Origin of the sequence: Chryseolinea soli, from assembly GCF_003589925.1 — a bacterium.
GTDB lineage: Bacteria > Bacteroidota > Bacteroidia > Cytophagales > Cyclobacteriaceae > Chryseolinea > Chryseolinea soli.
On sequence record NZ_CP032382.1, the window covers coordinates 4,810,812 to 4,837,125 of the forward strand.

The following is a 26,314-nucleotide window of genomic DNA, read 5'->3' on the forward strand; positions in this document are numbered from 1 at the left end:
GATTATTGTTTTAATTTTTCGAGATTCAGATCGTGGTTGTGATAGAAAGCGGGGCATGGTATGAAGCGTCCCTTTTTAGGCTGTCGCTTTAATCGGTTGATCTCGTATTTGATGGAGATCTCGTGCGCGCCGCCGGCGCCAGAACCGAGTTTCGAAACGGTGATATCGTAACTATACATAATATCGAACTTGGAAAGCTTGAACCCGAGATTGGCAATGATGGCATCCTGACTCACGTTGTCGGCAACATCTTGATGTATGGGAATGCCTCGATACCACAAGCCAAAGACAACGGGTTCGATCATGAGGTAGGTGCCGATATCGAGTTGATCAAATCGGCCTTGACTTCTGTAGTTGAAAGACGGCAGCAGGTCGGCTGTGCGTCCGCGCATTCCCAGGTTCTTGATGCGAAAGCTCATGCCACCGTGTATGCTCCATTTTAGCGGCAGCCGTGTCACACCGTCGACTAGCGAACGATTGGGATCGTTCAGATGGTTTGCCGAACCCCCAATCCACATTTTTGAATTATAAATGAGCAACCCAGCCCCAAAATCGAAATACGTTTTCGGGTCGGGCGTGAAGATGATACCGGACGGCGTCTGTGTGCCATCGAGATTGAGCTGATCGTAGAATAACAACTTGTTAAAATCGATAGACCGCCGTCCTAACCCGAAGCTAAGCCCCGGCGAGATCACCCATCCGCTTTTTGTGCTGATCTTATAAGAATACAGGAGGTTGATTACGTTCGATTTGAGGGAGGCTGTTCCTGCCTGATCGCTCATGAACAGAACGCCAACACCACTTCTTAACTCAGGCAACATCATGTCGAATGAGAATGCCGCTGTTTTGAAACCAGCACCCACACCGGGCCATTGGTTGCGATAGTTGCTAATGAACCGGTAGCTGGGAGTGGACCCCGCAAATGCCGGATTGAGAAACAGCGGTGCGGAATAATACTGTGAGAAAGCTGGGTCTTGCGCCCATACCCAACACGTTAGCAATGTACCAAAGATTAAAAGCCAAGTCTTTTTCATTATCGTATTAAATTAATGTCGCCTACCCGGGTCACCGTCTGCCCATTTTCTTGTCGCGTGGTAAGTTTATACACATAGACATCGGGTGGACAGGGCTGGCCGTTGTAGTAGCCATCCCATCCATGTGAAGTATCAGAAGTCTCAAAGACCAGTTGACCCCAGCGATTGAAAATTTGAAGATTGTAATCGCGCAAGCCGCGGGTAAGAGGTAAGAAAAGGCTGTTTTGATCGGCTCTGCCATTGCCGGGTCCGAGACCGCTAGGCACGAACGCATTTGGTAAGTAGATATCACCCCCGTAAAGGGCCTGTATGCCCGTAGCCAGTTTGAAGGTGTCGGCGCACGTGGTGTTGTTGGCATAGGCAATCAGGGATATTCCAAAAATCCCTTCTTTCGCATATTCATGCGTTGGCTGAAATTCGGTTGATGTCGTTTGGTCGCCGAAATCCCACAGATAGTCCGTGGCGCCGAGGCTTTGATTTATGAGATAGACTTTACCGGGAATGTACACCACCAGGGGCTTGGCCGAGAAGTATGCCAACGGCTTCTCTTTCACCTCGATAATGAGATTTTTCTGATTGACAGCGACCAGTCCGTCGGTGGCATCTTTGGCTGAAAGCTTTACTGTGTAAACGCCTGGTTTTTCGAACAAATGCGAGGGATTGATGGCATACGAAGGTGCTTCACCAACTCCGAAGTCCCATTCGTAGGATGAGGGATCGACGTATTGAGACTTGTTTGTGAAATTGACCAGCAGGGGAGCACAACCCATCGCGGGGTCGTAGTCAAAGTCTATAATGGGCTGGTGCGGCAGGACCGTGGCTTGTAGGGAATCCTTGAATACACAGGTTCCCTGCGCAGCCGTGAGCTTTGCCCAGAACGTTCCCGGCTTTGCGTAGTCGTGATGCACGGAGAGGTCCTGTAATGTTACTTCGCGCGAGCCATCGCCGAAGCTCCAGGTATAGGTCCAGTCGGGATCAAAATTCAAGTGTGTAAAGTCATACCCTGCATCCGGGAACTCCGGCGGCGTGCTGGGCGACACGCTGAAATTGGGATTGATGGATTTTTGCTGGGGCACCACTAGATTCTGCGTAACCACAGGACTTTGGCAGGTAGCAAAATTGACTGCCTGCAACGATACCTCTACCTGCTGATCGGCCCCAACCATTCGTGGATATTGAACCGATAGGGTTGCCAGACCGTTGTTTGGCACGGACTGTGAAACACCATTGAGCTTTATCGACCACTGGTAGTCGGCATAGCCTTTGTATACGGCTTCCAGTGTGAAACCTATGTCACTACAGGTGAGCAATGAAATGTCGCTGGAGAAATCACCAATTGGCTCGGGATTTACGCGTACTTTCATAGCCGTTTGATACTGACACCCGGTAAGTAGCATGACGGTGAGTGAAACATCATAATCCTCGTAAGTCGTGCCGGAATGGTTGCCGAGTGCCCCCGGTGTGGGGGTGTATAGACTTTGCGTTGGACCGTTAAGTTGATCAATGACATTGCCGTTCTTGTCGGTCAGTTCCCATAAATAATTTATAGGATGCAGCGCTTGCGTATTGGGTGCCGCCTGAAAGAATACCGAATTTAAGGGAGCACAATTGGGATCGAAAGGATTATAGTTGGAGTTGATGCTAACGACCGCTCCCCCTGGATATACTGTTATCGTTTGGTCGGCCGAAACAACGGAGCAATTGTCATCGCTGACGGCCGTGAGTCGAACCTTGAAATACCGGATGAGGGATGTCGTGTTATCGAATTGCAATGTGGCCGGCGGGTAGGGGAAAGGTGGGTTGACCTGATCGTTTTCTACGTGGTAACCCAGGCCATTTTGTTCATCCACTTCCCATACAAATTCCTTTATGCTGCTGCCGGCCGGTAATGCCGGGGTAGTATTTGCAAAATCGACCGAGGAACTTCCGCAGAGCAGACCCGAAGGATACGTAAAGGACGGTTGCGGCAACGGAGCTACTTTGATGTCTTTCGCGATCATGACCGGCTCGCATCCTCCGTTGGTTGATACGCGATATGCTACTGTGTGCGTCCCTACCGTGAAAAGCTTGTCGACCGGGTCGTTCGCAAAAAAAGCTTTGTCCTCCACGAACGTTACCCCATCGTAGTCAAAGTCCCAGGAATATTTGACCATGCTCACCGGAAATGATGTGGTTAGCGTGGCCGATGGCACAAGGTGTGTTTTTACTCCATTGCAAACCGTGGCCCCTGTAAAATCTATAACGGGCTGGTTGGCCATGGTGATCTTGATCTCGCTGCGCGATTCGCAAGTGGTCACTTGGTCTTTCAGGATGAGCCGTATCGTGTATTCACCCTCCGTCAAGGTTATTTGACTCAAGCCCGTTGCCGGATCCACGAAGTAGGGCAGTTGACTGGTCGAGAAATCACCTGGACTCCCCATCGGGACGTTCGGGTAGCTGGCAACCGTTGTGGTAACACCTCCTATTTTCTTATCCATTTCCCAACGCCAAAGCGGGATAGCTCCGACTGTGCCTGGCGGAGGCGTGGGGATGGTGGAGACATCCTCGAAGGTGAAGGTGCGCGGGTTGTTGTCGCAGAACTTGTTCAATTGAGCGGGATCCAAAACGTTCCCGTTGTCATCGGTTGTTTCCATTTCGGCAACCACCGGTTCGATCACTTCGATGATATCATCGTATGCGACAATACAATCCCCCAGTGCATTCACATCTTTGACGCGAAGGCGGACCAATTTCAACCCTGATTTCGGGAAGCTGAATTGTTGCTTTGTGAGACCTGCGGCGAATGCTGTGCCGTCGTTTTGAAAAGGGTAGCGATTGAGAATGGGGGACGAGTCTGTTGGACCGTCATAGATGACCCATTGATAGGCAAAATAAGAACCGCCATAACCCGGTGCCGGCGGGGGGATAGGTGGCGTGAGATCTTTGGCGTAAACATTTTCGCCAATACAAAACTGTCTTTGTAAGGGGCCGGTGAATCCCTGTCCGTGGATGTCGAAATCGGGATTGGGAGATGGCACAACGAACACGGGGGCATGCGTAATAACGGGCATGCTATCCCCAGTGGGGTTAACCGGATTAAGTGCGCCATCGGACAGTACGGCATCATAGGGATTACAAGTGTTCCAATTGCTCATCTTCATCCAGAACGTAGATCCAATGGGGGCGCCTTGCGTGATGGTGATCGGCAAACTGTTTGTGTAGGGACCGCTTACGGGATATTTTGGCTTGCCGCCAAGGCTGGGATTTTTATAAGGGAAGGTTACCGAACTGCCATTGACCTTTATTTTTGATGAAGGTATCGGGGCTGCAGGCGGAGCCCAGGGCGGAGGCGCAACGCCATAGTCAAATTCGACCCAGCGCGCCGGGAGGTTAGTGCGTGATAATATCGGATTAGGATTACAGTTAAATCGCGAGACATCAGAAAAAACAAATGTGCCGTTGAATGAGTCGCAAATCCGGATGTAGGCGAGGGTAATTTGGACGTTGTCCTTGTCCCAAACCTCGGCATCGAATGTTAATTTGGTCGAGCCGATCGGTGTGCAGGGATTGATTGCCTGCAACGTTACCGTGTAAGCACATTCGGGTACGGCCGTCCTATATCGGTGTGCAATGTCTTCGAAATACTCGAAGGCTCCGGTTGTTGGATTTGTGAAGTAAGACGTGGACGACTGCACGATATGTTCTCCCGGAGGAGGAAAACTGCCATCTCCCCAGTCTACATAATATTCCGTGTCGCCAGGAGTGGCATTGGTAAATTGTGCGCGAACAACGTATCGATAGGGAATACATTGGGGGACTGTGGTTATCCTTTGTCCCCCCGCGCCCAACGATTTACATTGTGACCATGCCTCTCCAGCGATGAGGGTCACCAGGCACAAGATCAAGCAGAGGCAATAGCTAATTTTTGCTTTCATACCGAAAAGGGTTCAATCATTGACAAAGCCCTTTGACAAACCCGGTGCCATTAAAAAATGCCCTTTAAGACTTAGAAACACACATTTTAAAACGGGTGCCAACGATATTTCGTCGGTTCGTCGTTTTTTCGTTGGCTAAGCGGTCGCATTCTTTTTGTCTGTAAAAAGTAACCAGACTCGTCACCCGGATTTTTTTTGGATCGCTTGTTGGTTTGGGAGGAGGTATAAAAGAAGGGAAGAGACAATAGTCCATAAACTGATGATCCTGGGCCATTGAACGCGGTGGTCAATGGACCTTTCACGAAGTCGATTGAATAAAAAAAATTAACCAGGTTGGAGGGCCTTGAGAGGATGAAGCGCAGGCTTGAAGGATTTGGTTGACATCGTGGTGCGTAGTGTTTGATGAGGCGCAGCACGATGTTGTAGATACTATGGGGTCATGAGCATTTTTTCGGCGACCCGGCAATGCGAGATCGGTTGCTATCTATTCGATCAATGGACAAGCATGGCAGGTTGACACCGAAATGACTCAAGCTTATCAACCAGGTTTGACCCTGGTTAAATCCTTTAGATTTGAGTTTTGTATGACCGATTTATGTCGACAGAATACTGCTTTTCGTCTTGTCTAAGAGTTCCGGCATCGTTATTTTTTGAATCTCCGTCAAAAAATGACAATCCTCCGGTAATTTGCGCCGTTAGAGTACATAAAATTAATTGGAGCCCTTATATTTTATGGAAAAGAATACGAAGCCTGCGGAGGAAGTGGTGCGCACGCACCGACCCGATGGCCGTCCAGGTGTGGTCTTGTTGAAGCAGGAGTATGATTTTTTATGTTCGTTCATCCTTTCCAGTGTCGAAAAATCGGATAACATTACGTTGAACGATTTGCTTGAAAAGGCCCGTGTCACCCTCGATGGAAAATGGAGCGGCGACCTGTCTTGGAAGATCCTCCAGGTAAAAATGGATCTGGAAGCCCACCGCCTCCTCGAAGTGATGGTGGCGACACGCAAGCGCCATGCCTACACCCTCAAATTGACCCGCCAGGGTCTTTCCAGAATCCGCTATGAGAATCAAGTGGCCGAGTGGGCCGAGAAAGATTGAGCGCATTACAAGTTCTCCAAGAACTTTTTAAATTTTGGAGTGTCGTAATTCGTCGTGCCTGTTTCCTTGCTCACAATTTTTCCTTCGCTGTTGATCACTAGCGTGGTCGGAATGGAGGGAACCTGCAGTTGTTCGGGAAGATATCCTGAGGGCACATACACGGGGAATGCATAGCCTTTTTCCTTTGTAAAGTTCACCACTTTTGTAAAGTTCTCCCTTTTGTCTAACGACAGCATAACAAAGACGATTTTATCGTTGTCCTTTACCTTTTTATAGAGCTCGTCAATGCCCGGCATCTCTACACGGCAGGGGCCGCACCACGTGGCCCACATGTTCAGAAAGATCGTCTTGCCTTTAAACTGATTGAAGTCGATCACATGACCTTCCAGGTCCTTTATGTTGAAATTATAATCGAAGGTTTTCATGACCGCTGGTGGGGCCGCTGCGGCGTCCAGGATGCCCGTTTTCATGAGGGCAGAGCTCGTAAAGTAGGAGACGCCGGAAAGAGCCCCCGTTATACGCAATACGACAAATACGATCGCAAACATGGCCCAGGGGCGCAAATGCCTCCAAATGGCGTGGATTAAGGCAGTGTTAAACGGGGTTTTCATCTTGCGCGCGCCAGGAAAGGGTTACCAAATCTCCATATTTTAATTAATTTCGAAAGATAATCTCGTTTAAGATCATGACAAAAACCGCTTTGGTCAAGTTTCTCATGTTGTTTCTTTTCGCTTCGTCGGCCTACGGACAAAAAGTGAAATACAAGGATATCTGGGGGCTTTTAAGCACCAAGCAGTATGAAGCAGCGGAACCGTTCCTGAAAAATTATCTAAAGGAGAACGCCGACAATCCCAATGCCCTGTTGTATATGGGTATTATTTTCCAGGAAAAATCAGGTAAAGACGATGTGCTGAAGCAAACGCGGCGAGCTATTTCGGACATGGATTCCGCTATCCTGTATTACGATAAGGCTTATAAAACCATCACGGAAAAAGAAGTAAAACGCAACGATGAATACTACCAGGCCTACAACCGGCGCGACTTGCGTACGGGCGAGTTTGGCGTGAAGCTTTCCGATATCCAGTTCGACCTGGAAAAGAAAATGGAAGGGCTGCGCGAACGCATCGATCGCGTGAAGATGGTCAAATACTATTTCAATCTGGCCGACAGTCTCTATAAAAAAACCAACGCGCTATACCGGACCCTCCAGGCCAGTGCGCCGGATGAAAAGGCGTTTTATCTGCGGGCAAACGAGAACACGGTGGCGAGTGTTGTTGCCCTGGGGGTTCGCTATGATTCCTGTCTGAAAGCGTTTAACAATTATAAGTCGAGTGCGGTCACCATCGGTCGAACAGGATACAATCAAACGCTATCCGAACGCGAAATCGTGGATATGAAAAAAGACGGGGCTTCGCCAGCTAATTTTTATCAGGACGATTTGCAGGTGTGGGACTATCGTAAATTTGCCGATAAGGCGAAACTCTCTATTGAGAAAGAGATCATTCCCATGCGCCAGCATTTGGTCTCCTATGATATCGAGATCAACAAACTTCGTGAAAAGCTCAACAAGGATTCTGTTTCCGTCCGAAGCGATCTCACATCTTTGATCGATAAGCTTTTGATGGAGCAACTTAAAAAATATGATCCGGAGCCTTTGCCGATGGAAGTATTCTCTCTGAAGATATCCGATCTCGAATACCGGTCGGCGTTGCTGGAGAATAAGACTGTTCGCGATTCCAGCGATCTCCAGTTTCGCCTGGCCTTGCTGACAAAGGAATTGAAATATGTTACGCGTCTGGATAGTATGGCGGCCAGGCTCTCCACAGAAGATGTCGATCAAAAAGCCGAGAACTATGAACTGTTTATAAAAAATACGTATAACAGCACCGTTGTGTTGAAGAGCTTTGTGAAAGCCTTGAAGGAGTATTCAGAGCGTGAGAAATTGAAAAAGCAAGCGCAGGTTACGCAGACAAAAGATGCGCTTCAATGGATCGTTATCGGCGCCGACTCTATCCCGGTCGTACCCGCGGTGGCGAATGCACGGTTCAAGCCCCTGATCATCCTGGAAGAAAAATTCACTTCGGGATTGCAGTACGCCGACTCGCTGAACCCAACCGGATATTTTTATACGATCCGTCCTTCGCGGATACCGGATGTGAAAGTGACATTTCCTGTGGACAAACCGAATTTTAAACTCTCACGGGTAAGCTCATCCAAAGCATTGACGTATTCGGATGCTGCCGGGCAGATTTATTTTGTGTTGATCTATACAGAGCGTCCGGCCAAGGATGGTAAACATGCGGCAACGCTGGCCAAGATCTATCGATCGGATGGATTGGCGTGGAGCATGAACTATCAGTTGGGGTATGTTCCCAAGGAAATTCAGTTTAAGCCCGATGGGGGTGAACTCACCATCAAAGGCGATACACAACAAAACACAATCGATAAGAATGGGAAGTTGGTGAAGTAGGCGTGATTAGCCTACTAGTTTTCTCCAGTCGGTGAAGCGCATGTCGATGCGTGTCTTCATCTTTTCGTAGTTCTCCCAACTGTCGGTCACGTGGTAAATGGAGGGCAGCGTTTTTACCAGGATCTCATCATAGTCGCTGCGGTACAGACCGCCGCCATAATAGTAGTAGGTGAACATGTTGCCCTGGCGATTGAAAAGTTCAAAGCCCAGATAGCCGTCCCAGATCTCGCTGAGGATGGTGCACGAAATTTCCCGGCGTTTGAAACGGAAGATCTGATTGGAGGCTTCATCTTCAAAATACTCTGAATAAAGTCCCGTGTCAATGATCCATCCTAAATACATGCCAATGTGAACATAGGCTTGTTCGATGGGTAATGAATCGGGGAAGTTTCCAAGAAAGTGACTCTTCGCGTTATCGTAGATGGTCTTTTGGATATCCGCTTTTCTTTCCATATAACAATGTTAAACCTCCAGGTGCAGTTAAACAAATAAAAGTATCATTTTATATCTCAATGAAAGAACAAGTAACCCACAAAAATAGCGGCTACTATCCCTCCCAGGTCAGCGATCAGACCGGCGGTTAACGCATAGCGTGTTTTTCGCACATTTACGGAGCCAAAATACACAGCCAGAATATAGAATGTGGTTTCGGCGCATCCCCGGAAAATGCTGCTCAGGTTGGCGACGAAAGAATCGGGGCCGAAGGTTTTGGATATTTCGATCATCATGCCCCGTGCGCTTTGACCGCTCATGGGTTTGAGGAACGCCACGGGCAATGCTTGCACAAAGTCGGTGTTTAATCCAACCGAACCGACCGTCCAGGCGATGCCTTTAATAATGTACTCCAGCGCACCCGATGTCCGGAAGATGCCGATCGCGACGAGCATAGCGATGAGAAAGGGAATGATCTTCACAGAAGTTTCAAAGCCTTCCTTCGCACCTTCTACAAAGGTTTCGAAAAGCGGTATTTTCCTCCGGATGCCAAGGGCCAGGAAGGATATGATCACCGTGATGATGATCACACTGGTGATGAGCGTGGACTGGCGTTGCAGCTCGTCTTGCGAGAGCGTTGTGAAGTACCATACAGAAAGTACAACCACGCTGCAAAGGCCGACGATGTAGCCGAGCAATACCTTGTCCAGCAGTTTTATTTTTTGACGTGCGCAGAGGTAAATCAATCCTACCAGTGTGGAGCAGAAGGTGGCGATCAGGGTTGGGATGAAGATGCTCGTCGGGTTGAGGGAACCCAGCGTAGTGCGATCGGCAATGATGGCGAGGGGGATGACCGTGAGTCCCGAAGTGTTGAGCACCAGGAACATGATCTGTGCATTGGAAGCGGTGTCTGGGCTCGGATTGATCTCTTGCAATTCCTTCATCGCCTTGAGTCCCAGCGGCGTAGCGGCGTTGTCGAGGCCGAGCATGTTGGCGCTGAAATTCATGATGATGGAACCGGTGGCTGGGTGATCTTTGGGGATTTCCGGAAATAGTCTTGAAAAGAATGGACCCACCACTCGGGATAGGATGGGCACTATGCCCCCGCGTTCGCCGATCTTCATCAGCCCAAGCCAAAGGGACATCACGCCGGTGAGTGAAATAGAAATCTCAAACCCGGTTTTTGCCATGGCGAAGGTCGATTGCAAAAGTGCGGGGAAGACCTCCACATCCTGGAAGACGATCAATTTGAAAACGGCCACAACAAAAGCTAAAAGGAAAAAAGAAACCCAGATGTAGTTTAAGATCATGGCGGCGTATTTTCAATTCAACAAGGTACGACGATCACACGGTGTTAAGCAAATGCAGGGTGTGGCAGGCTACCAGGCCTGCCGTTTCCGTACGAAGCCGGCTGGGGCCGAGGCTCGCTTTGCGGAAGCCTTGTTGCAGGGCAAGGGCCAATTCCTCCTTCGAAAAATCGCCCTCGGGGCCAATCAGTACCACATAGTCTTGATGGGGTGTGGCCATTTGGTACAGGTGTAGCGGATTGTCAGGGTCCACATAGGCGATGAACTTCCCAGTTGCCTTGACGTGGGCAATGAACTCGGGTAAAGGCACGACACCGGTGAGTTTGGGGAGTGTGGCCTTCACGGACTGCTTCATTGCGCTCACACAAAGTTTCTCGAGTCGTTCAAGTTTTATGTGTATGCGTTCGGTGTGGTCGCATTCAGTGATCGTGATGGCGTCGATGCCGATCTCGACGGACTTTTCCACGAACCACTCCAACCGGTCTGCATTCTTCGTTGGGGAGATGGCGATGTGGATGGAGAAGTCTCGCGTCGGTGCAGCTTGCTTTTCGGTGACTTCGAAGGTGCACCGCTGGGGATCGGGGTGCGTGATGACGGCAGTGTAGAAGAAGCCTTTGCCGTCGGTCAGGTGGAGCGTATCGCCCTGTTTTTTTCGCAGCACTTTTGTGCAGTGTCTGGACTCGTCGGGGTCGAGGTAATGGATACCCTCGGGGAGGCGTGGTTGGTAAAAGAGATTCAAGCGGTCACGCGTAGAGTTTGTGAAGGTCGTTCACCAGGTTCACGTATTCCGTCATCGCTTGCTCTTTGGACTTGCCCTTCAATTCTTCCCACGCATCGAATTTGGCAATGGCTTTGAAGTCAAACCCGCCGGGGCGGTCGCCAGTGGCGTCGCCCTCTGTGGCTTGTTTGAACAGTCCATAGAGCCGGAGCAACTCTTCGTTGGTGGGTCTTTTCGTGAACGTCTTAGAGCGCTCTACCGCGGCGTCGAATTGTTGTTGGTCCATGGATGATTTTTTTAAAGTGAACGTATTTAAAATGAAAAACCGCTACGGCCAAGGTATTCGTTGGCCGTAGCGGTTTGTATGGCGTGACTATCGTTTTGTAATCTCGGTATACGGCCGCAGCGTTGCGCCGGTATAGATCTGACGGGGTCTGCCGATAGGCTCTTTGTTCTCACGCATTTCCTTCCATTGGGCGATCCATCCGGGGAGGCGTCCCATGGCAAACATGACGGTGAACATATCCACCGGTATGCCAAGGGCGCGATAGATGATGCCCGAGTAGAAGTCTACGTTGGGATAGAGCTTTCTTTCTACGAAGTAAGGATCTTTCAGGGCGGCTTCTTCAAGCTTCTGAGCGATCTCCAACACGGGGTCGTTCACGCCGAGTTTTTTCAAAACATCGTCGGCGGCCTTCTTGATGATCTTGGCACGCGGATCGAAATTTTTATACACGCGGTGTCCGAAGCCCATAAGGCGGAAGCCGCTGTTTTTGTCTTTGGCTTTGTTGATCCACTTTTCCGTGTCGCCGCCGTCTTTCTTGATGTTTTCGAGCATGACGATCACTTCCTGGTTGGCGCCGCCGTGCAGGGGCCCCCACAGGGCGTTGATACCGGCGGAGATGGACGAATAAATGCTAGCTTTGGATGAGCCGACGATACGCACCGTAGAGGTAGAGCAGTTTTGCTCGTGGTCTGCGTGGAGGATCAGCAATTTATCCAGCGCGTCTGCTATGACGGGGTCCACTTCAAAGTCTTCGGCGGGAAGGGCGAACACCATTTTGAGGAAACGTGAGCAATAGTCCAGTTTGTTGTCGGGGTAATTCACCGGGTGACCGACGGCATTTTTATAGGCCCAGGCGGCAAAGGTGGGCATTTTGGCCAGGGACCGTACGATGCTCAGATAAACGCCTTCAGCGGAACGGTTGGGGTCCAGCGACTCGGGATAGAATGCGGTTTGTGAGCAAAACAGCGACGCCAGCACGCCCATGGGATGGGCTGTGGAGGGGAAGCCGTCGAGGATCTTCTTGATATCCTCGTGTACCAGGGTATGTGTTTTAATGTCGTGGCTGAATTTGTTGTACTGCTGTTGGTTGGGCAGCTCGCCAAAGATGAGCAAATGAGCTACCTCCAGGAAGTTGGATTTTTCGGCCAGCTCTTCGATGGAATATCCACGGTAGCGCAGTATCCCCTTGTCGCCGTCCAGGAAGGTGATGGCGCTCTTGGTGGCGCCTGTATTTTTGTAGCCCAGGTCCAGGGTGATAGTCCCCGTTTTCTCTAGCAGGTCGCTAATATCAATACCAACCTCGTTCTCCGTTCCCTCTACAAGGGGCAGCACATATGACTTTCCGTCAATGATCAATTCAGCAGTTTTAGACATGTTCTAATGGATTTTTAACACAAGTTTTAAATATACAGGGTTCGGTCATGTTTGGGAAAAGAATGCATTAAAAAATATCGATTTATCAATTATTGCCCAGGATCAAGGGCATCCCGTCGCCACCGGAACCGATGACGATCACCTTGGCGTTGGGCGATTTCGACAACTCCAAGGTGGCCTCGATGCCTCTCATTTTTAAGAGATTGTTTGTCAAGCTATTGTTAATGATGTTGTTGGCTCGCGATTCGCCCTCGGCCGCGATGCGTTTCCGTTCGGCCTCGCTTTTTTCTTTGTCGAGGCGGAACTGATAGGCCAGCGCTTCTTGTTCCTGCTGGAGTTTATTTTCGATGGCGCCCTTGATCTGCTCGGGCAGTAAGATGGAGCGGATCAGTACAGCCGGTGCATTCACAAAATTGAGCTGCAGGATCTTTTCCGTCTCCGTGCGGATGGCGGTCTCCACCTCGGCTCTTTTGGTGGAGTAAATCTCTTCGGCCGTGTAGCGGCCCATAACCTGGCGAACGGTGGAGCGCACCTCCGGAATGACCAATACATTCACATAGTTTTTGGTGAATTTCTCCTGGATAAAGCCTATTTTATCCGGCATAGGATTGTAGCGCACCGTGACGTCCACGTGGATAGACAAACCGCTCTTGTCCAGCACATCCATGTTCTCATCGGATGACATTTCGTTAACACTGTATACATACAGATCATTCCAGGGCGCCTTCGTGTGGAAACCCTGCTCGATCACATTGTCTTTGTCAAGACCTTTGCCGAACTTATAGAAGACGATGGCCCGTTCGGAGGGGCCGATCGTATAAAATATACTGGAGGAAATGCTCATCAGCACGATCAGTAAGATGACACCGATGACGATGTAAACGACGTTTTTTCGATTATTCATGGGGATAAAGGTTAAGGTTGGAGTCCTGTGGTTGGGGGGTATGGCAGTACTCAAAACTACGAATAAATTGTGCCATGACAGCATACAACGCCATCGCTAATTATTTTGACCGGATCGGAAAGAATGTAAAAGGAATGCATTAAATTAACTAGTTAACTTTGGTTATTTAGAAGACATGGTGAGGTTTTTTTTCATCCTGCTGATTTGCTTTTTATGCCAGGCCACCACGCTTCGTTCCCAGCCCGCCTTGGACAGCCTCAAACGAGCGTTGAAGGATGCAAAAAATGACAGCGATCGCGCGGATGTGCTGAACAGCCTTTCGGCCTATATCTATGACACCGACGTGAACGAAGGATTCCGCTATGCTTCCCAGGCCAATCACCTCGCACGCAACGCACACTACGACAACGGTCAAAAGCGGGCGCTCACGCTGATGGGCTATAAGTTTACCGTGTCCGGGCAATTTCAAACCGCCCTTCGTTTTTATAAGCAAGCCCAAAATGTCAATGAGGAAGAGGATAGCCAGTTGGCGTATAGCTTTGTGATGACGGGCAACGTTTACCGCTCCATTGCCCAATACGATTCAGCGCTTCTCCTTTACCAAAGAGCGCTCAACGTGCTCGACAAAAATTCAAACGACGTTTACCTGGCGTATACCTACAAGAGCATGGCCCGGCTGTTTGTTATCCAATGGAAAAATGCAGAGGCGGAAGAGTATTTCAAAAAAGCGATGGAGATCTACGAGCGTCGAAACGATGAACGCGGAAAGGCCGAGGTTTGGTTCGCTTTCGCGGATGTGTATAAGAACCAGAACCGCTATGACCTCGTCAATGAAAATCTTGAAAAAGGATGCGCATTGGCAAACAAAGCGAAAAGTGAATACCTGATGCTCTTTTGCTACAAGAGCCAGGGCGATGTCTTTTATCGCCGGGGTGAATATTTGAAGTCGTTGGAAGTATTGTTCAAGGCATTGGAGATCCTGAAAATAAAAGAGCAGCCACCTTTGCTGGCCTCTGTATACAATCAGTTGGGAGAGATCTATGAAGAATTAGGGCAACACGATGTGGCGTTGAAATATTATCTGGAAGCATTGCGCATCATGGAGCCCAGTGGAGTGAAATACGAAGTGGCAAAACTTTACAGTGAGATCGGGTGGATCTATAAAAACCAATTGAACTATGCACAAGCCCATGCCTACATGGACAAGTCGCTGAAAATGCGCGAGGAGATTCACGACGACCATGGCATCTCCAATAGCTATAATGTGCTGGGTGTATTGTATTACCAAGAAAAGAAATACGACAAAGCCCTGGAGCTCTTGCAAAAGTCGCTGGCCATTCGCGAGCGCATTCACCACGAGGAAGGCGTGTCGGCTTGCATTTTTAATATTGCGCTTGTCTATGAGGCACAGGGGCAATACGACCGTGCCCTGGCCTACCAGTTGCGGGCCTTGGTGATCGATGAGAAGGCAGGGAACAAACAAGGATTGAGCATCTCCTACAACCAGGTGGGCCAGCTCTACGGAAAAGCAGGCCGTTACAAGGAGGCGGAAGAATACCTGGAGAAGGCGCGGGTGCTGGCTACCAGCACCGGGTCAAAGATCCTGCTCATGAACAATCTTTTGTATTTCTCCGTGCTCTTTGAGTCCCGCAAGGACTATAAAAAGGCGCTCGACTATCAAAAGCGCTATCAGCAAATGCACGACTCGGTCTATAGCGAGAGCAATGCCCTGAAACTGGCCGAGATGCAGGCGCTCTACCAAACTGAGCAAAAGAACCAGGAGATCGCGTTCCTCAACCAGCATAAGGAAAATCAGAACAGTAAGATCGAGCTGCAGCGGTCGCACATCGAGCAGCAGAACATCATCATCTTTTCCGGCCTGGCGGGGGTTATCCTGATTTCCATATTGGCGTATAAATCTTATCAGTATGCCACCCGCATCCGCAAGGCAAACTTCGAAATGGTGGAGAAGAAGGAGGAGATCATGGCGCAGTCGGAAGAGTTGATCGAGGCCAATCAAACCATCGCGCAGATCAACCGAACCCTTGAGGGAAAAATCGAGGAGAGAACCTCGGCCTTGCGCCAGGCCTACAAAGAGCTGGACACGTTTTTTTACCGTTCGTCACACGATTTCCGGCGGCCGCTGACCACGTTCATGGGCTTGGCCGAGGTGGCCAAGATCACCGTAAAGGACACCAACGCCCTGGAGCTGTTTGCCAAGGTGAAAGAGACGGCCAGCAACCTCGATAAAATGCTGGTCAAACTGCAATCCATCAGCGATGTGGGCGCACAGCAATTGGTGTATAAGGAGGTCTTTATCAAAGAGATCGTCAACAATGTTTGCGATAGCTTTTCGGAGGAACTTCGCGGCCGGGGCATTCACGTGCAAACCGATGCCGAATTAAAACAATCGTTCTTTTCGTATCCGGCCATGGTAAAGATCATTGTCGAAAACCTCATCGAAAACGCCATCTTCTTTAGTGGCCTGGATCAACCGTTCATCTATGTGCGGGCGTTCGACGAGGGAGGGGAAGTTGTGTTGGAAGTGGAAGACAACGGTCAGGGCATCGAGAAACAATATGAGGAGCGCATTTTTGAAATGTATTTCCGTGGCAACGAGCGGTCAAAGGGCAATGGGCTCGGATTGTATATTGTAAAAAAGGCCGTGGAAAAACTCAATGGCAAGATCGAAGTTCGAAGCGGGTGGGGGCAAGGTTCCGTTTTTCGCGTCACTTTTCCGACCGATCAACAACACGCTGATATTCTCTCCTAGTTGCAAGGATTAGCGGGGAATTCTTTCTAGCTTTAAGAAGCCCATTTTTTAAGCATGCGTAGAGTGTCTGTCTGTGTTGTCTTAGGCTGGTTCATCCCTGTGTTGATCTATGCCCAAACCCCAAGGATAGACAGTCTCCAAAAAGTTCTCGAACAAACGCAAAGCCCCGCACAACGCTGTGATGCCCTGCATGCCCTTGCTGCTGAAAGCTGGGACTATGATTTTGAGAAAGCCTATGGCTACGCCCAGGAAGCATGGGTGCTGGCCCGTCAGAATCAATATGGTAAAGGAGAGGTTCAGGCACTTACCGACATTGGCCTGTATCATTACTTCACGGGTAACTACCCGCAGGCGACAGCGCGCTACCGGGAAGCACTTCGACGTTGTGGCACCCATCGCTACGGCGATTTTCCAGGCTATACCATGACGCGCCTGGCCAACCTCTACAGGGTGCAGGCCCAGTTCGATTCTGCTGACTATTATTACAAACGCGCAATGACAGCGTTGAAGGACCAGCCCGGCCCAGCGCGCTCTTCGGTGTATTATAACCGTGGCTTGATGGCATTGAATCTCTCCGAGTTCGATTCGGCCTTATTGTATTTCCGGCAATCGGCGAAGCTGCGGGGCAAAGACAAGGACATCTCAAATCTCATGGAGTCATGGCAGGGGATCGGTCAGGCTTACAAGGGCAGGACCCTGCTCGATTCGGCGCGGCTGTATTACGATAGCGCCTACAGCATGGCGCTGAAATATAAAAACCCCGAACAGCAGATGTTTTTTCACATCAACACAGGCGAGTTGTTGTTTGCACAAGGCGATTTCAATACAGCCATACGCCACTTTTCCCAGGCATTGGAAATGCTGAAGCGCCATCCTTTCCGGCGATACTATGCGCTGGTGTTAAGCCGCATCGCCCAGGTATATACCGCGCGGGGTGACTACAAGCACGCGATCGAACATTTGCTCGACGCCCTGCGCATACAAGAGAAATTGAATAACAAACAAGAAGTGGGTCGCTTGTACGGCTCCATGGCCTGGGTATACACCAACCAGAAGAACGATTCGTTGGGGAGCGACTATGCCCAACGCTCGCTCAAGATCATGGAGGATATCCACGACCGTGCAGGCATTGCCTACGCACACAACGCACTCGGCTATATACAGTTCACAAGATCCCGCTACCCGGAAGCCCTCCAACATTATGAAATTGCGCTGCAGTTGCGCAAGGAGATCAAATCACCACAGCTCTATTCTTCCACTACCTTTAACATTGCCAGGGTATATGAAAAGGAGGGTAACTATGCCAAGGCACGGGTCTATCTGGTACAGGCCCTGGCGTTGGATAAAGCAAACCGGGATCGCGACGCCCTGATCAGGACCTACAACACACTCGGCGAATTGTCTATCAAAACAAAGCAACAGGCCGACGCCGAGACCTATCTGAAGGAAGGCCGCGCCCTGGCCATAGAACTTGGTGCAGCGCTGGAGTTGAGAAACAATGATAAGCTCTTTGCGGACTATTACCGGTCCAGGGGCGACTATCCGCGAGCCCTGACTTACTACGATAGCTACATGTCACGCAATGATTCGATCTTCACACAGCAGGGCGCAGCCAAGATCGCGGAGATGAGTGCATTCTATGAGCTGGAGAAAAAGGAAAGCGAGATCCAACAACTGAATCAAAAAAATGAATTGAGCCAGAATGAGATCCAGCTTCAAAAAACACAGATCAGCTTGCAGCGGTCGTACCTCACGTTTTCCATTGGAGGGCTGTTGTTGCTGGGGCTCATGGCCTACATGTTCTATCTCAACGCGCAACTGAAGAGCAAGGCCAACAGGGACCTGAAGCGTCTCAACACCGAGATCAAAGAACAAAAGGAAGAAATACAAGCCCAGTCGGAGGAATTGACGGAGGCCAACAGCTCGCTGGTGATGCTCAACAACGAGTTGATCGAAAAAACGGAAGAAGTGCAGGCACAAGCCGAAGAGCTGCGCGAAACCAACGAGATGATCACGGAGATAAACCGTGACCTCGACGATATTGTGACCAAGCGCACCTCCCAGCTACAAGAAGCCTTCAAGGAGTTGGACACGTTCTTCTACCGTTCGTCGCACGACTTCCGGCGTCCGCTCACCACGTTTATGGGCCTGGCCGAAGTGGCCAAGATCACGTTAAAAGATCCCGCCGCTTTGGAGTTGTTTGCCAAAGTGAACGAAACCGCTTTTAGCCTCGACAAAATGCTGATCAAGCTCCAATCCATCAGTGACGTGGGCGCACAACAATTGATCTTTCGCGAAGTGTGGGTGAAGGAAATATTCGACAGCGTCTGCGATTCCTTCCGCGAAGATATTCAAAAGCATCGCATCAAAGTCCGGGCGCAAGTGGACTTGAAGACCCCGTTTATATCCTATCCCATCATGGTGCGCATCATCCTGGAAAACCTGGTGGAGAATGCCATTCATTTTTGCCTGACCGAAGATCCTTATATCTACTTGAGGGCGCGCCAGGAGGGTGAACATCTGATCATGGAACTGGAAGACAACGGCCAAGGCATACCGGCGGCCTATACGGAAAAAGTATTTGATATGTACTTCCGTGCCAATGAGCGATCGAAAGGCAACGGGCTGGGTTTGTACATTGTAAAGAAAGCCGTCGGCAAACTGAACGGCCACCTGGACTTGGTGACGCGGGTAGGGAAGGGGTCGCGTTTCATTATCACTCTTCCTATGAATCGCAGTGCGATCAATAATTATTAGTGCTCCGCCCTGACGTCGAAGCACTAATTATATCACACCAGTTTCGCCGTTTCGGGATCCCAGTTAACAATCTTCTTTTCAAAAACACTTTTGTTACACGCCAGTGCCGGCCCGGCGGCGCGCATGCCGAACAAGGCATCTTCCTTGATGGGCGCTTTCTCTCGGATACCTTTGTAGAAATTCATGTGATGGTCGTAGTTGGCGCTATAACGCTCGGGAGCCTTGTAGGTGGTGCCCGGGTTGATCATCTCGGGAGTGCCGGCGGGGTACTTGGCCTTGTACCATTTTTCATATTCTTTTTGCTGTGCCTCCGTGAAGGTGTTGAACGAATCCCATCCCCCATAGCCCGGGGCTTTTGGTGTCTTGTTCAACGTTACGGTCACTTCGCTCCAGCCCATGGTGATTACGCCGTCCGTGCCGATGATGCGGAGGCGTTCGCCGTCGCGGCTGCCATCGGCAAAGTTTACGCGGACCTGGAGGTTGAACGCGGGATGCTTGTCGCTGGCGGGATAATCGCACAGACCCAGGATCACATCGGGAACGTCGCGGCCGTCTTTCCAGTAGCGCAGGCCGCCGGTGGCATAGATGCGATTGGGGCCTTTGGAACTGGTAACGGTGTGGAGGCCGGAGAACAAATGCACGAACAGATCGCCCGCGATGCCGGTGCCATAGTCCTGATAATTTCTCCAGCGGAAAAAGCGCATGGGATCGTAGGGGACCTTGGGTGCGTCGCCTAGGAAGCGGTCCCAATCCACGGTTCCTGCGTTCGCGTCCGTGGGGATAGAGTACTGCCAGGCGCCGCCGCCGCCCTGGCGATCCATCCAGGTCTCCACCAGGACCAACTCGCCGATCACGCCGGATTCAAAGATCTCGCGTGTTTTTTGCGTGGCGATGGAGCTCACGCGTTGGCTTCCGATCTGCATCACCTTGCCGGTTTTCTTTTGGGTGGCGATCACTTCCGCGCCTTCTTCAAGCTTGTGCACCATCGGCTTTTCGCAATACACATGTTTGCCTTTGTTCATGGCATCGATGGAGATGTGATCATGCCAATGGTCTGACGTCGCGACGATCACCGCGTCAATGTCCTGGCGTTCCAGTATTTCTCTGTAGTCCTTGGTCGTGAAAAGGTCTTTCCCATAAAGCTCCTTGGCGCGGTCCAGCCGGCCGGTGTAAAGATCGCAGGCTGCGACCAGTTTCACGCCGGGTATCATTGACGACGTTTCCCAGTTGTTGAACCCCATGATGCCCATGCCGATCACCGCCACGTTGACCTGGTCGTTGGGAGAGAAATTTTTATTGTGTCGCTCCGGTGCCGCCAGGGGAATGACCTGGTTTGGCGATGCTTTCAACATAGAAGGTACACTCGTGACAATAGCTCCACCGATAGCCTTTTTAATAAAATTTCTTCTCGATTTTTGTAAGGGGGTAGACATACATTTTAAGATTGGTAAGACAGTGGGGAAGTTACACTTTTTGACAAAAAAAGGAACCCCAATTGCTGTGAGCGGATGAGCGGTGTGAATGGTTTTTAAACGCGTTAAACCCATCGTTCTCCAATTGAAAATCGAAATTATAAGCCATATCTTGCCCGCACACACAAGCACACTTTGTGTGGCACTGAACGGCGCTGGAACATCGTCCGGTTTCTTGAAGGGCAAGACAGGCAGGGTAAAAGAGATATAAAAAAACTAGACCATGAATTTTAATTTTTTCAGAAACAAGAGCGTCGCCATAGACCTCGGCAATAACAATACGGTAGTAAGCGATACCCAGAAAGTGCTTTTAGCGCAGCCATCTTACATCGTCTTCGACAACGAGACGAATGCCGTCAAAGCCGTCGGCAACAAGGCCTATAGCATGTTCGAAAAGAGCCATGAAGAACTGCGGCCCGTAAAACCTTTGCGCGGCGGTGTCATTGCCGACTATGACTCTGCCAGCAAAATGATCCGCGAGATGCTGGCCCAGGCCTCCATGCAATCTTCGTTTCTCGGCGGCTACGACCACATGATCGCCGGCATTCCCTATTACACTACCGAAGTAGAACGCCGCGCGCTCCGCGATGCGTTGGGACAATTCAATTCGCGACATTCCTACATGGTATACGAACCGCTGGCGGCCGCCCTGGGCATCGGCCTGAACATCCGTGAACCCGATGGGAAGATGCTCATCGACATCGGCGGGGGCATCACCGAGATCGTCGTGATCTCTTTGTCGGGAGTGGCTGCTTTCCAATCCCTCAAGGTGGCTGGCGATACGTTCGATGAACAGATCCAGGATCACTTCCGCAGGGCCTACAACATGGCCATTGGTCTCAAAACTGCCGAGCAGATCAAGATCAACGTGGGTGCGGCCATCGATAAAATTCCGGATGTGCCTCAACCCATGATGGTGCGTGGCAAAGACCTTATCGAGGGCCTTCCCGTAACCCGTGCCATCAACCACAGCGAAGTGGCGTTTGTGCTTGAAAAATCCGTGGGCGCCATCGAGCACTGTGTGGTGCAGACGCTGGAAACGTGTCCTCCCGAATTGGCTGCCGACATCTATCACAACGGCATCCATATTAGCGGCGGCAGCGCCATGTTGCGCGGCCTGAGAGAACGGTTCGAAGCCAAATTGAAGCTCCCGGTGCACGTCGATCCGCAAGCACTACTCTCCGTGAGCAAGGGGATCGCACAAACCTTGAAGGATACCAAAAAGTATCAAGGCATTTTGCTGCAATAAAAAATTCCGGTAGGGCGACCGATGGTCTCGCAAAAAAGCAGTCATCGGCCATAGACCAGCCTAAAAGGAGCGTTCTGCTAAAGAGCGCTCTTTTTTTGTGCGCTGCCGTTCTTTTAGTTTTTACTTCCGGTACACCGGGGAATAAGAGTATACGGTATAAGGAAGGATAAGCCGGGCCACGATCTTGGCCACCACCGAGGCGACAACGATCGGAACAAAGAGTGTATAATTTCCCGTCACGGCACACAGCAGAAAGATCGAGGTGAGGGGTGCGTGTATGCTTCCGCTCAGCAAGGCCGCCATGCCGATGACGATGAAATTGACAGGTACAACGCCGGCATGAAAATAGGTATTCAACAGGGAAGCCATCAAAAAGCCGAGGAAGGCGCCCATGAACAGGCTGGGAGCAAATACACCACCGTCACCGCCTGCGCTCAACGTAAGCGAGGTCACCACGGGTTTGATCATCAGCACCAAGGCAAGGCTTAGCAACGCCTGCGTGGTAACGGGTGAGTTCTCCATGGCATTGATGGAGGAGTATCCTTCACCATACAAATTGGGGAACATGAAAATAAAGACTGAAATGACCGCCGACACCAACAGGATCTTTACGAAGGTATTTTCAATGATCTGTGAAAAGTCTTTTACCCACACAATGGATCGCGTCAGCAACGTCGAAAAGACTCCCGCAAGTACACCGAGCAGGACAAAATAGGGCATAGCGAACGTATTCCAGTGCGTTACTGTCAAGCGGAACACAGGTTCGTCGCCTAAGCCAAGGTTCACAGCATAGGCCGTGAAGGCCGCCGCCCCAGTGCTCAGCAGGTGACGTTTGTTTATCTTCTGTGCGAACACTTCCATAGCAAACACAACGCCTGCCAGGGGCGCATTGAACAGCGCCGTGATCCCGGCGGCGATGCCCGCACAGATCAACTCGTTCTTATACCGTTTCAACCAGGTGGTTTTTTGACTGGATAGAGAACCAACGGTAGCGGTAGCCACCACGGTAGACACTTCGATGCCTGTAGAGCCTCCAAAGATCACCGTTAGAAAGCCATTAAAATAATGCGAAGGAATTTTGTACGCAGGTAAATATTTTGTCCGGGCCGATAAACAGTCCATGGCCTCGCGCATGCCTTTGTTGACCGTGTTCCGGAAAAGGAAGTGACGCAGGAGCAGAATGGCAATAAAGCCCGCAAAGGGCAAGGCAATGATCAGGGCGTTGTGTTCCAGGAAGCGGTCGTACAGTTGTCCCTCATAATGCTCCGTCACCAGCTTTAAGGTATCCGTGAGCAAGGCCGACAGCACGCCGATCGTCACCGACGCCAATACGAGGGCCGGGATACGCTTCAGTTTCTTAAATTTCAGGGAATACTCTCTTCGCATGCAATATTAAAAAATGGCTTTCAGCGCAAAGGCAGGGGTCGCAAAAATACAAAACGAAGCGCGTCCTGTCAGGATTTGCCGTCAGAAATTCAAAAAAAATAGGTGCGGAATGGGTCGCGGAGAGTGCTCGGGGCTTACCGGCTTCTTGGTCTGCGGTAATATGCCTTGCGTTTCCGGTTATAGAGCTTCCGGTCGGAGTTCTCGAACAGGGTCACAGGCAAATAATACTGCAAAGTGATGTTGGTGATAAAATAACCATCCTTTTTATCCGGATTTCCCCGGATGCCATCGGTGTCATTGGTGTTCACAGGGCCGAGCTCTCCCCGTCGATCAGACAACGCCCGCGAAAGGTCACTTTTCAAGGTGGCTGGGGCAGGGTATTTCCGCGCGCTTACGTCGTCCAGGTAATCGGTGAACGTGATGCGATATCCGGCTTCCACCAGGATATTGAAGAAGGGGTTCAACTTTACACGGGCTCCCAGGCCGAGGGGTATAACCGGCTGGATGCGGCTATACTTGACACCTTCCGTTTGCAAGGGCTGGAGTGCATAGGAATGGCCTTGGTAATTGGCCTTGGGGTTGAAGTATAGAAGGCCGATCCCGACGAAAGCATGAAAGTTAAGCGTAGACCGCTGATAGAAACGCAGGCCCATAGGGCTCAGGTTAATCGCCCCTAAGGCGCTGAATTCTATGCAATTGGCTGTGAACGAGAGGTTGCGCAGCTTCCGGCTGTCGTTTGCTTTTTTATCGTCGCCCGACAATTGGAACCAGGTGAGTTCTGCCCGCGCGCTGATACGGCTGTTGAGGTAGTACTCTGCGCCAAGGGCGATATTGGGCTTTAGTTTGCCAAATTCACCTGGGTTTACCATTTCCCCATAGTAGTTAGCAGTGCCCGAACCAATGCTCACCAGGAAGTTTCGATCCTGGCGCAGTAAGTTGAAGCTTTGGGAATACCCCAGTAAGGGCATTCCTATAACACTGATTAGGGTGAGGGTAGCTAACCTTTTCATAGGGGTATAAATGCAAAACGTAAGATAAGCAATTTTGTTTATTGGGCGAAGGTCATCAGGCCAAAACCTCCTTGACCCGCTGCGCCGCGTCTTTTAGAACAATGGCCGAAAACACTTTCAGGCCCGATTGTTCGATGATCTTTGCTCCTTCTTCGGCGTTCGTTCCCTGCAATCTTACGATAATAGGCACATGGATATCGCCTATCTTTTTATACGCTTCGACCACACCATTGGCAACCCGGTCGCAACGCACGATGCCGCCAAAGATGTTGATGAGGATAGCTTTCACATTGGGGTCTTTCAGGATGATCCGGAAGCCTGCTTCTACGGTTTCGGCGTTTGCTCCACCTCCCACGTCCAGGAAGTTAGCGGGCTCGCCGCCGGATAATTTGATGATGTCCATGGTCGCCATGGCCAGGCCGGCGCCGTTCACCATGCAGCCCACGTTACCGTCGAGCTTCACATAGTTGAGGCCGGCTTTGCCTGCTTCCACTTCCAACGGATCTTCTTCGGTGATATCTCTTAGTTCCGCCAGGTCCTTGTGACGATATAAGGCATTGTCGTCCAGGTTCACCTTGGCATCGACGGCCAGGATGCGGTTATCGGAGGTTTTCAAGAGGGGGTTGATCTCGAACATGGAGGCATCCAGGCCCAGGTAGGCGTTGTAGAGGGAGCCAATGAATTTCACACCCTCTTTGAAGGCATTGCCTTCCCAGCCCAGGGCAAAAGCGATCTTGCGGGCCTGGAAAGCCTGCAAGCCAATGGCCGGGTCAATCCATTCTTTGATGATCTTCTCCGGGTGGGTTTCGGCTACTTCCTCGATGTTCATACCCCCTTCGGTGGAGGCCATGATCACGGGACAAGCCTTGGAGCGATCCAGCAGGATGCTCATATAATATTCCTTTGGCTCGCTTTCGCCGGGGTAGTATACGTCTTCGGCGATGAGCACTTTATTTACTTTTTTGCCTTCCGGCCCGGTTTGATGGGTCACCAGGGTGCCGCCCAAAATGGCTTTTACTTTATCGGGCACTTCCGTGATGTTTTTGGCAAGCACCACGCCATGAGAACCCGTTTCCTTTACTTTTCCTTTTCCACGGCCACCGGCATGTATCTGGGACTTCACCACAAACCATTTCGTACCGGTTTCGGCCTGCAACTCTTTGGCTGCCTGAATAGCGCTATCCGGTGTGTCGGCCACGATGCCGCGTTGAATGGTTACCCCGTATTTCTTGAGAATCTCCTTGCCCTGATATTCGTGGATGTTCATGAATTTTTTGTTTTGGGCGAAACTAGCTTATTTACAGCTGTATTTCAAAACAAAAACATACAAATCGAGGATGCTTCGGGCCACGAATATTGAAAAGTCATATGGCGCCCTGCCGGTATTGAGGGGGATCGACCTGCAGATCGGCAAGGGAGAGGTGGTCACCATCGTTGGCGCTTCCGGCGCCGGCAAAAGCACCTTACTTCACATCCTCGGCACGTTGGACACACCCGACAAGGGCAAAGTGTTCATCCAGGACAAGGATGTCTTCAGCCAGTCGGCGCGGAACCTCGCAGCCTTTCGAAACAAGTCTATCGGCTTTGTGTTCCAATTTCACAACCTGCTACCGGAATTCACGGCACTGGAGAATGTGATCATTCCCGGCCTCATCGGTGGACGCTCCGATCGGGAAGTGAAAGAAAGGGGCCTGTCGCTCCTGGATCGGTTGGGCTTGCACGAACGCATGCATCACAAACCGTCGGAGCTCTCCGGAGGCGAACAACAACGCGTTGCTGTGGCCCGCGCCATGATCAATGCACCCGACCTCATCCTGGCCGACGAACCCAGCGGAAACCTCGACTCGCACAATGCTATCGAGTTGCATAATTTGTTTTTCAAGTTGAGGACGGAAATCGGGCAGACCTTTGTGATCGTTACCCACAACGAGTCGTTGGCTACTATGGCCGACCGGAAAATTGAATTAAAAGATGGCCGCATCAAGGCCGCGTGAAATAGAAAAAATAGAAAGAAAGAAGACCCCACTCATCTCTTCACCATTCGTGGTCTTCTTCCTGGCTCCCCTCAAAATCGTTCTGCAAGCCGTATAACACAATGACAATACAAAGGTAGGTGGGCGTGGCTCC

The 26,314-nt window shown here is 50.6% G+C and carries 19 protein-coding genes; 6 read left to right on the forward strand and 13 right to left on the reverse strand.

The window, feature by feature from the left end; all coding sequences use genetic code 11:
* Positions 1–2: 2 nt before the first annotated feature.
* On the reverse strand, positions 3–1,034 hold the full coding sequence (locus D4L85_RS20455; protein WP_119756053.1) for a PorP/SprF family type IX secretion system membrane protein: 1,032 nt from the start codon (positions 1,032–1,034) through the stop codon (positions 3–5).
* Complete coding sequence (locus D4L85_RS20460; protein WP_119756054.1) at positions 1,034–4,948, reverse strand: PKD domain-containing protein; 3,915 nt, start codon at positions 4,946–4,948, stop codon at positions 1,034–1,036. Before D4L85_RS20460 ends, D4L85_RS20455 begins: the two co-directional genes overlap by 1 nt.
* Positions 4,949–5,680: 732 nt before the next feature.
* On the opposite strand from D4L85_RS20460, the gene D4L85_RS20465 reads away from it, so the two are divergent.
* Entirely contained in the window at positions 5,681–6,049 is a 369-nt protein-coding gene (locus D4L85_RS20465; protein ID WP_119756055.1) for a DUF6958 family protein, read from the forward strand.
* Between the two features lie 5 nt (positions 6,050–6,054).
* On the opposite strand, the gene D4L85_RS20470 is transcribed toward D4L85_RS20465, so the two are convergent.
* Positions 6,055–6,519, reverse strand: coding sequence for a TlpA family protein disulfide reductase (locus tag D4L85_RS20470; RefSeq protein WP_160143882.1), 465 nt, complete (start codon positions 6,517–6,519; stop codon positions 6,055–6,057).
* A 215-nt stretch (positions 6,520–6,734) separates the two neighbouring features.
* On the opposite strand from D4L85_RS20470, the gene D4L85_RS20475 reads away from it, so the two are divergent.
* Entirely contained in the window at positions 6,735–8,519 is a 1,785-nt protein-coding gene (locus D4L85_RS20475) for a hypothetical protein (protein WP_119756057.1), read from the forward strand.
* A 6-nt stretch (positions 8,520–8,525) separates the two neighbouring features.
* Here the strand turns inward: D4L85_RS20475 and D4L85_RS20480 are convergent, their stop codons facing one another.
* From D4L85_RS20480 to D4L85_RS20505, 6 genes are all read right to left on the reverse strand, one after another.
* Positions 8,526–8,972, reverse strand: a complete 447-nt coding sequence (locus D4L85_RS20480; protein WP_073140112.1) for a DUF7832 domain-containing protein — start codon at positions 8,970–8,972, stop codon at positions 8,526–8,528.
* A 56-nt stretch (positions 8,973–9,028) separates the two neighbouring features.
* Positions 9,029–10,261, reverse strand: coding sequence for a nucleoside recognition domain-containing protein (locus tag D4L85_RS20485; RefSeq protein WP_119756058.1), 1,233 nt, complete (start codon positions 10,259–10,261; stop codon positions 9,029–9,031).
* A gap of 34 nt (positions 10,262–10,295) precedes the next feature.
* Positions 10,296–10,997, reverse strand: coding sequence for a 16S rRNA (uracil(1498)-N(3))-methyltransferase (locus D4L85_RS20490; RefSeq protein WP_119756059.1), 702 nt, complete (start codon positions 10,995–10,997; stop codon positions 10,296–10,298).
* 4 nt (positions 10,998–11,001) lie between these two features.
* Positions 11,002–11,262: an acyl-CoA-binding protein gene (locus D4L85_RS20495; RefSeq protein WP_119756060.1), complete on the reverse strand. Its 261-nt coding sequence runs from the start codon at positions 11,260–11,262 to the stop codon at positions 11,002–11,004.
* 87 nt (positions 11,263–11,349) lie between these two features.
* Positions 11,350–12,636 (reverse strand): citrate synthase, encoded by a 1,287-nt coding sequence (locus D4L85_RS20500; protein ID WP_119756061.1) that lies wholly within the window; start codon positions 12,634–12,636, stop codon positions 11,350–11,352.
* 85 nt (positions 12,637–12,721) lie between these two features.
* Complete coding sequence (locus D4L85_RS20505) at positions 12,722–13,540, reverse strand: prohibitin family protein (protein WP_119756062.1); 819 nt, start codon at positions 13,538–13,540, stop codon at positions 12,722–12,724.
* Positions 13,541–13,715: 175 nt separating this feature from the next.
* On the opposite strand from D4L85_RS20505, the gene D4L85_RS20510 reads away from it, so the two are divergent.
* Together D4L85_RS20510 and D4L85_RS20515 are read left to right on the forward strand one after the other, a co-directional pair.
* On the forward strand, positions 13,716–16,313 hold the full coding sequence (locus tag D4L85_RS20510) for a tetratricopeptide repeat protein (protein WP_119756063.1): 2,598 nt from the start codon (positions 13,716–13,718) through the stop codon (positions 16,311–16,313).
* Between the two features lie 54 nt (positions 16,314–16,367).
* On the forward strand, positions 16,368–19,070 hold the full coding sequence (locus D4L85_RS20515; RefSeq protein WP_119756064.1) for a tetratricopeptide repeat protein: 2,703 nt from the start codon (positions 16,368–16,370) through the stop codon (positions 19,068–19,070).
* A gap of 32 nt (positions 19,071–19,102) precedes the next feature.
* On the opposite strand, the gene D4L85_RS20520 is transcribed toward D4L85_RS20515, so the two are convergent.
* Complete coding sequence (locus D4L85_RS20520) at positions 19,103–20,503, reverse strand: Gfo/Idh/MocA family protein (RefSeq protein WP_119756065.1); 1,401 nt, start codon at positions 20,501–20,503, stop codon at positions 19,103–19,105.
* Between the two features lie 262 nt (positions 20,504–20,765).
* Between D4L85_RS20520 and mreB the strand changes: the two genes are divergently transcribed.
* Complete coding sequence (gene mreB, locus D4L85_RS20525; protein WP_119756066.1) at positions 20,766–21,791, forward strand: rod shape-determining protein; 1,026 nt, start codon at positions 20,766–20,768, stop codon at positions 21,789–21,791.
* A 120-nt stretch (positions 21,792–21,911) separates the two neighbouring features.
* Here mreB and D4L85_RS20530 read toward each other — a convergent pair whose 3' ends face one another.
* From D4L85_RS20530 to sucC, 3 genes are all read right to left on the reverse strand, one after another.
* Positions 21,912–23,177: a chloride channel protein gene (locus tag D4L85_RS20530; protein ID WP_119756067.1), complete on the reverse strand. Its 1,266-nt coding sequence runs from the start codon at positions 23,175–23,177 to the stop codon at positions 21,912–21,914.
* Positions 23,178–23,311: 134 nt separating this feature from the next.
* On the reverse strand, positions 23,312–24,187 hold the full coding sequence (locus D4L85_RS20535) for a DUF6089 family protein (RefSeq protein ID WP_119756068.1): 876 nt from the start codon (positions 24,185–24,187) through the stop codon (positions 23,312–23,314).
* Between the two features lie 55 nt (positions 24,188–24,242).
* The gene (sucC, locus tag D4L85_RS20540; RefSeq protein WP_119756069.1) at positions 24,243–25,454 is read right to left on the reverse strand and encodes an ADP-forming succinate--CoA ligase subunit beta; all 1,212 of its coding nucleotides are present in this window, start codon (positions 25,452–25,454) and stop codon (positions 24,243–24,245) included.
* Positions 25,455–25,524: 70 nt separating this feature from the next.
* Here sucC and D4L85_RS20545 point away from each other — a divergent pair, with 70 nt between their 5' ends.
* Positions 25,525–26,181: an ABC transporter ATP-binding protein gene (locus tag D4L85_RS20545; protein ID WP_119758875.1), complete on the forward strand. Its 657-nt coding sequence runs from the start codon at positions 25,525–25,527 to the stop codon at positions 26,179–26,181.
* The last annotated feature ends 133 nt before the right edge of the window (positions 26,182–26,314 follow it).

Coding starts and splice junctions, on each gene's coding strand:
- D4L85_RS20500 (WP_119756061.1), bottom strand. CDS start 12,636: ATGTCTAAAACTGCTGAATTGATCATTGACGGAAAGTCATATGTGCTG.
- D4L85_RS20510 (WP_119756063.1), top strand. CDS start 13,716: ATGGTGAGGTTTTTTTTCATCCTGCTGATTTGCTTTTTATGCCAGGCC.
- sucC (WP_119756069.1), bottom strand. CDS start 25,454: ATGAACATCCACGAATATCAGGGCAAGGAGATTCTCAAGAAATACGGG.
- D4L85_RS20505 (WP_119756062.1), bottom strand. CDS start 13,540: ATGAATAATCGAAAAAACGTCGTTTACATCGTCATCGGTGTCATCTTA.
- D4L85_RS20460 (WP_119756054.1), bottom strand. CDS start 4,948: ATGAAAGCAAAAATTAGCTATTGCCTCTGCTTGATCTTGTGCCTGGTG.
- mreB (WP_119756066.1), top strand. CDS start 20,766: ATGAATTTTAATTTTTTCAGAAACAAGAGCGTCGCCATAGACCTCGGC.
- D4L85_RS20530 (WP_119756067.1), bottom strand. CDS start 23,177: ATGCGAAGAGAGTATTCCCTGAAATTTAAGAAACTGAAGCGTATCCCG.
- D4L85_RS20455 (WP_119756053.1), bottom strand. CDS start 1,034: ATGAAAAAGACTTGGCTTTTAATCTTTGGTACATTGCTAACGTGTTGG.
- D4L85_RS20465 (WP_119756055.1), top strand. CDS start 5,681: ATGGAAAAGAATACGAAGCCTGCGGAGGAAGTGGTGCGCACGCACCGA.
- D4L85_RS20495 (WP_119756060.1), bottom strand. CDS start 11,262: ATGGACCAACAACAATTCGACGCCGCGGTAGAGCGCTCTAAGACGTTC.
- D4L85_RS20475 (WP_119756057.1), top strand. CDS start 6,735: ATGACAAAAACCGCTTTGGTCAAGTTTCTCATGTTGTTTCTTTTCGCT.
- D4L85_RS20515 (WP_119756064.1), top strand. CDS start 16,368: ATGCGTAGAGTGTCTGTCTGTGTTGTCTTAGGCTGGTTCATCCCTGTG.
- D4L85_RS20470 (WP_160143882.1), bottom strand. CDS start 6,519: ATGAAAACGGGCATCCTGGACGCCGCAGCGGCCCCACCAGCGGTCATG.
- D4L85_RS20480 (WP_073140112.1), bottom strand. CDS start 8,972: ATGGAAAGAAAAGCGGATATCCAAAAGACCATCTACGATAACGCGAAG.
- D4L85_RS20545 (WP_119758875.1), top strand. CDS start 25,525: ATGCTTCGGGCCACGAATATTGAAAAGTCATATGGCGCCCTGCCGGTA.
- D4L85_RS20535 (WP_119756068.1), bottom strand. CDS start 24,187: ATGAAAAGGTTAGCTACCCTCACCCTAATCAGTGTTATAGGAATGCCC.
- D4L85_RS20485 (WP_119756058.1), bottom strand. CDS start 10,261: ATGATCTTAAACTACATCTGGGTTTCTTTTTTCCTTTTAGCTTTTGTT.
- D4L85_RS20520 (WP_119756065.1), bottom strand. CDS start 20,503: ATGTCTACCCCCTTACAAAAATCGAGAAGAAATTTTATTAAAAAGGCT.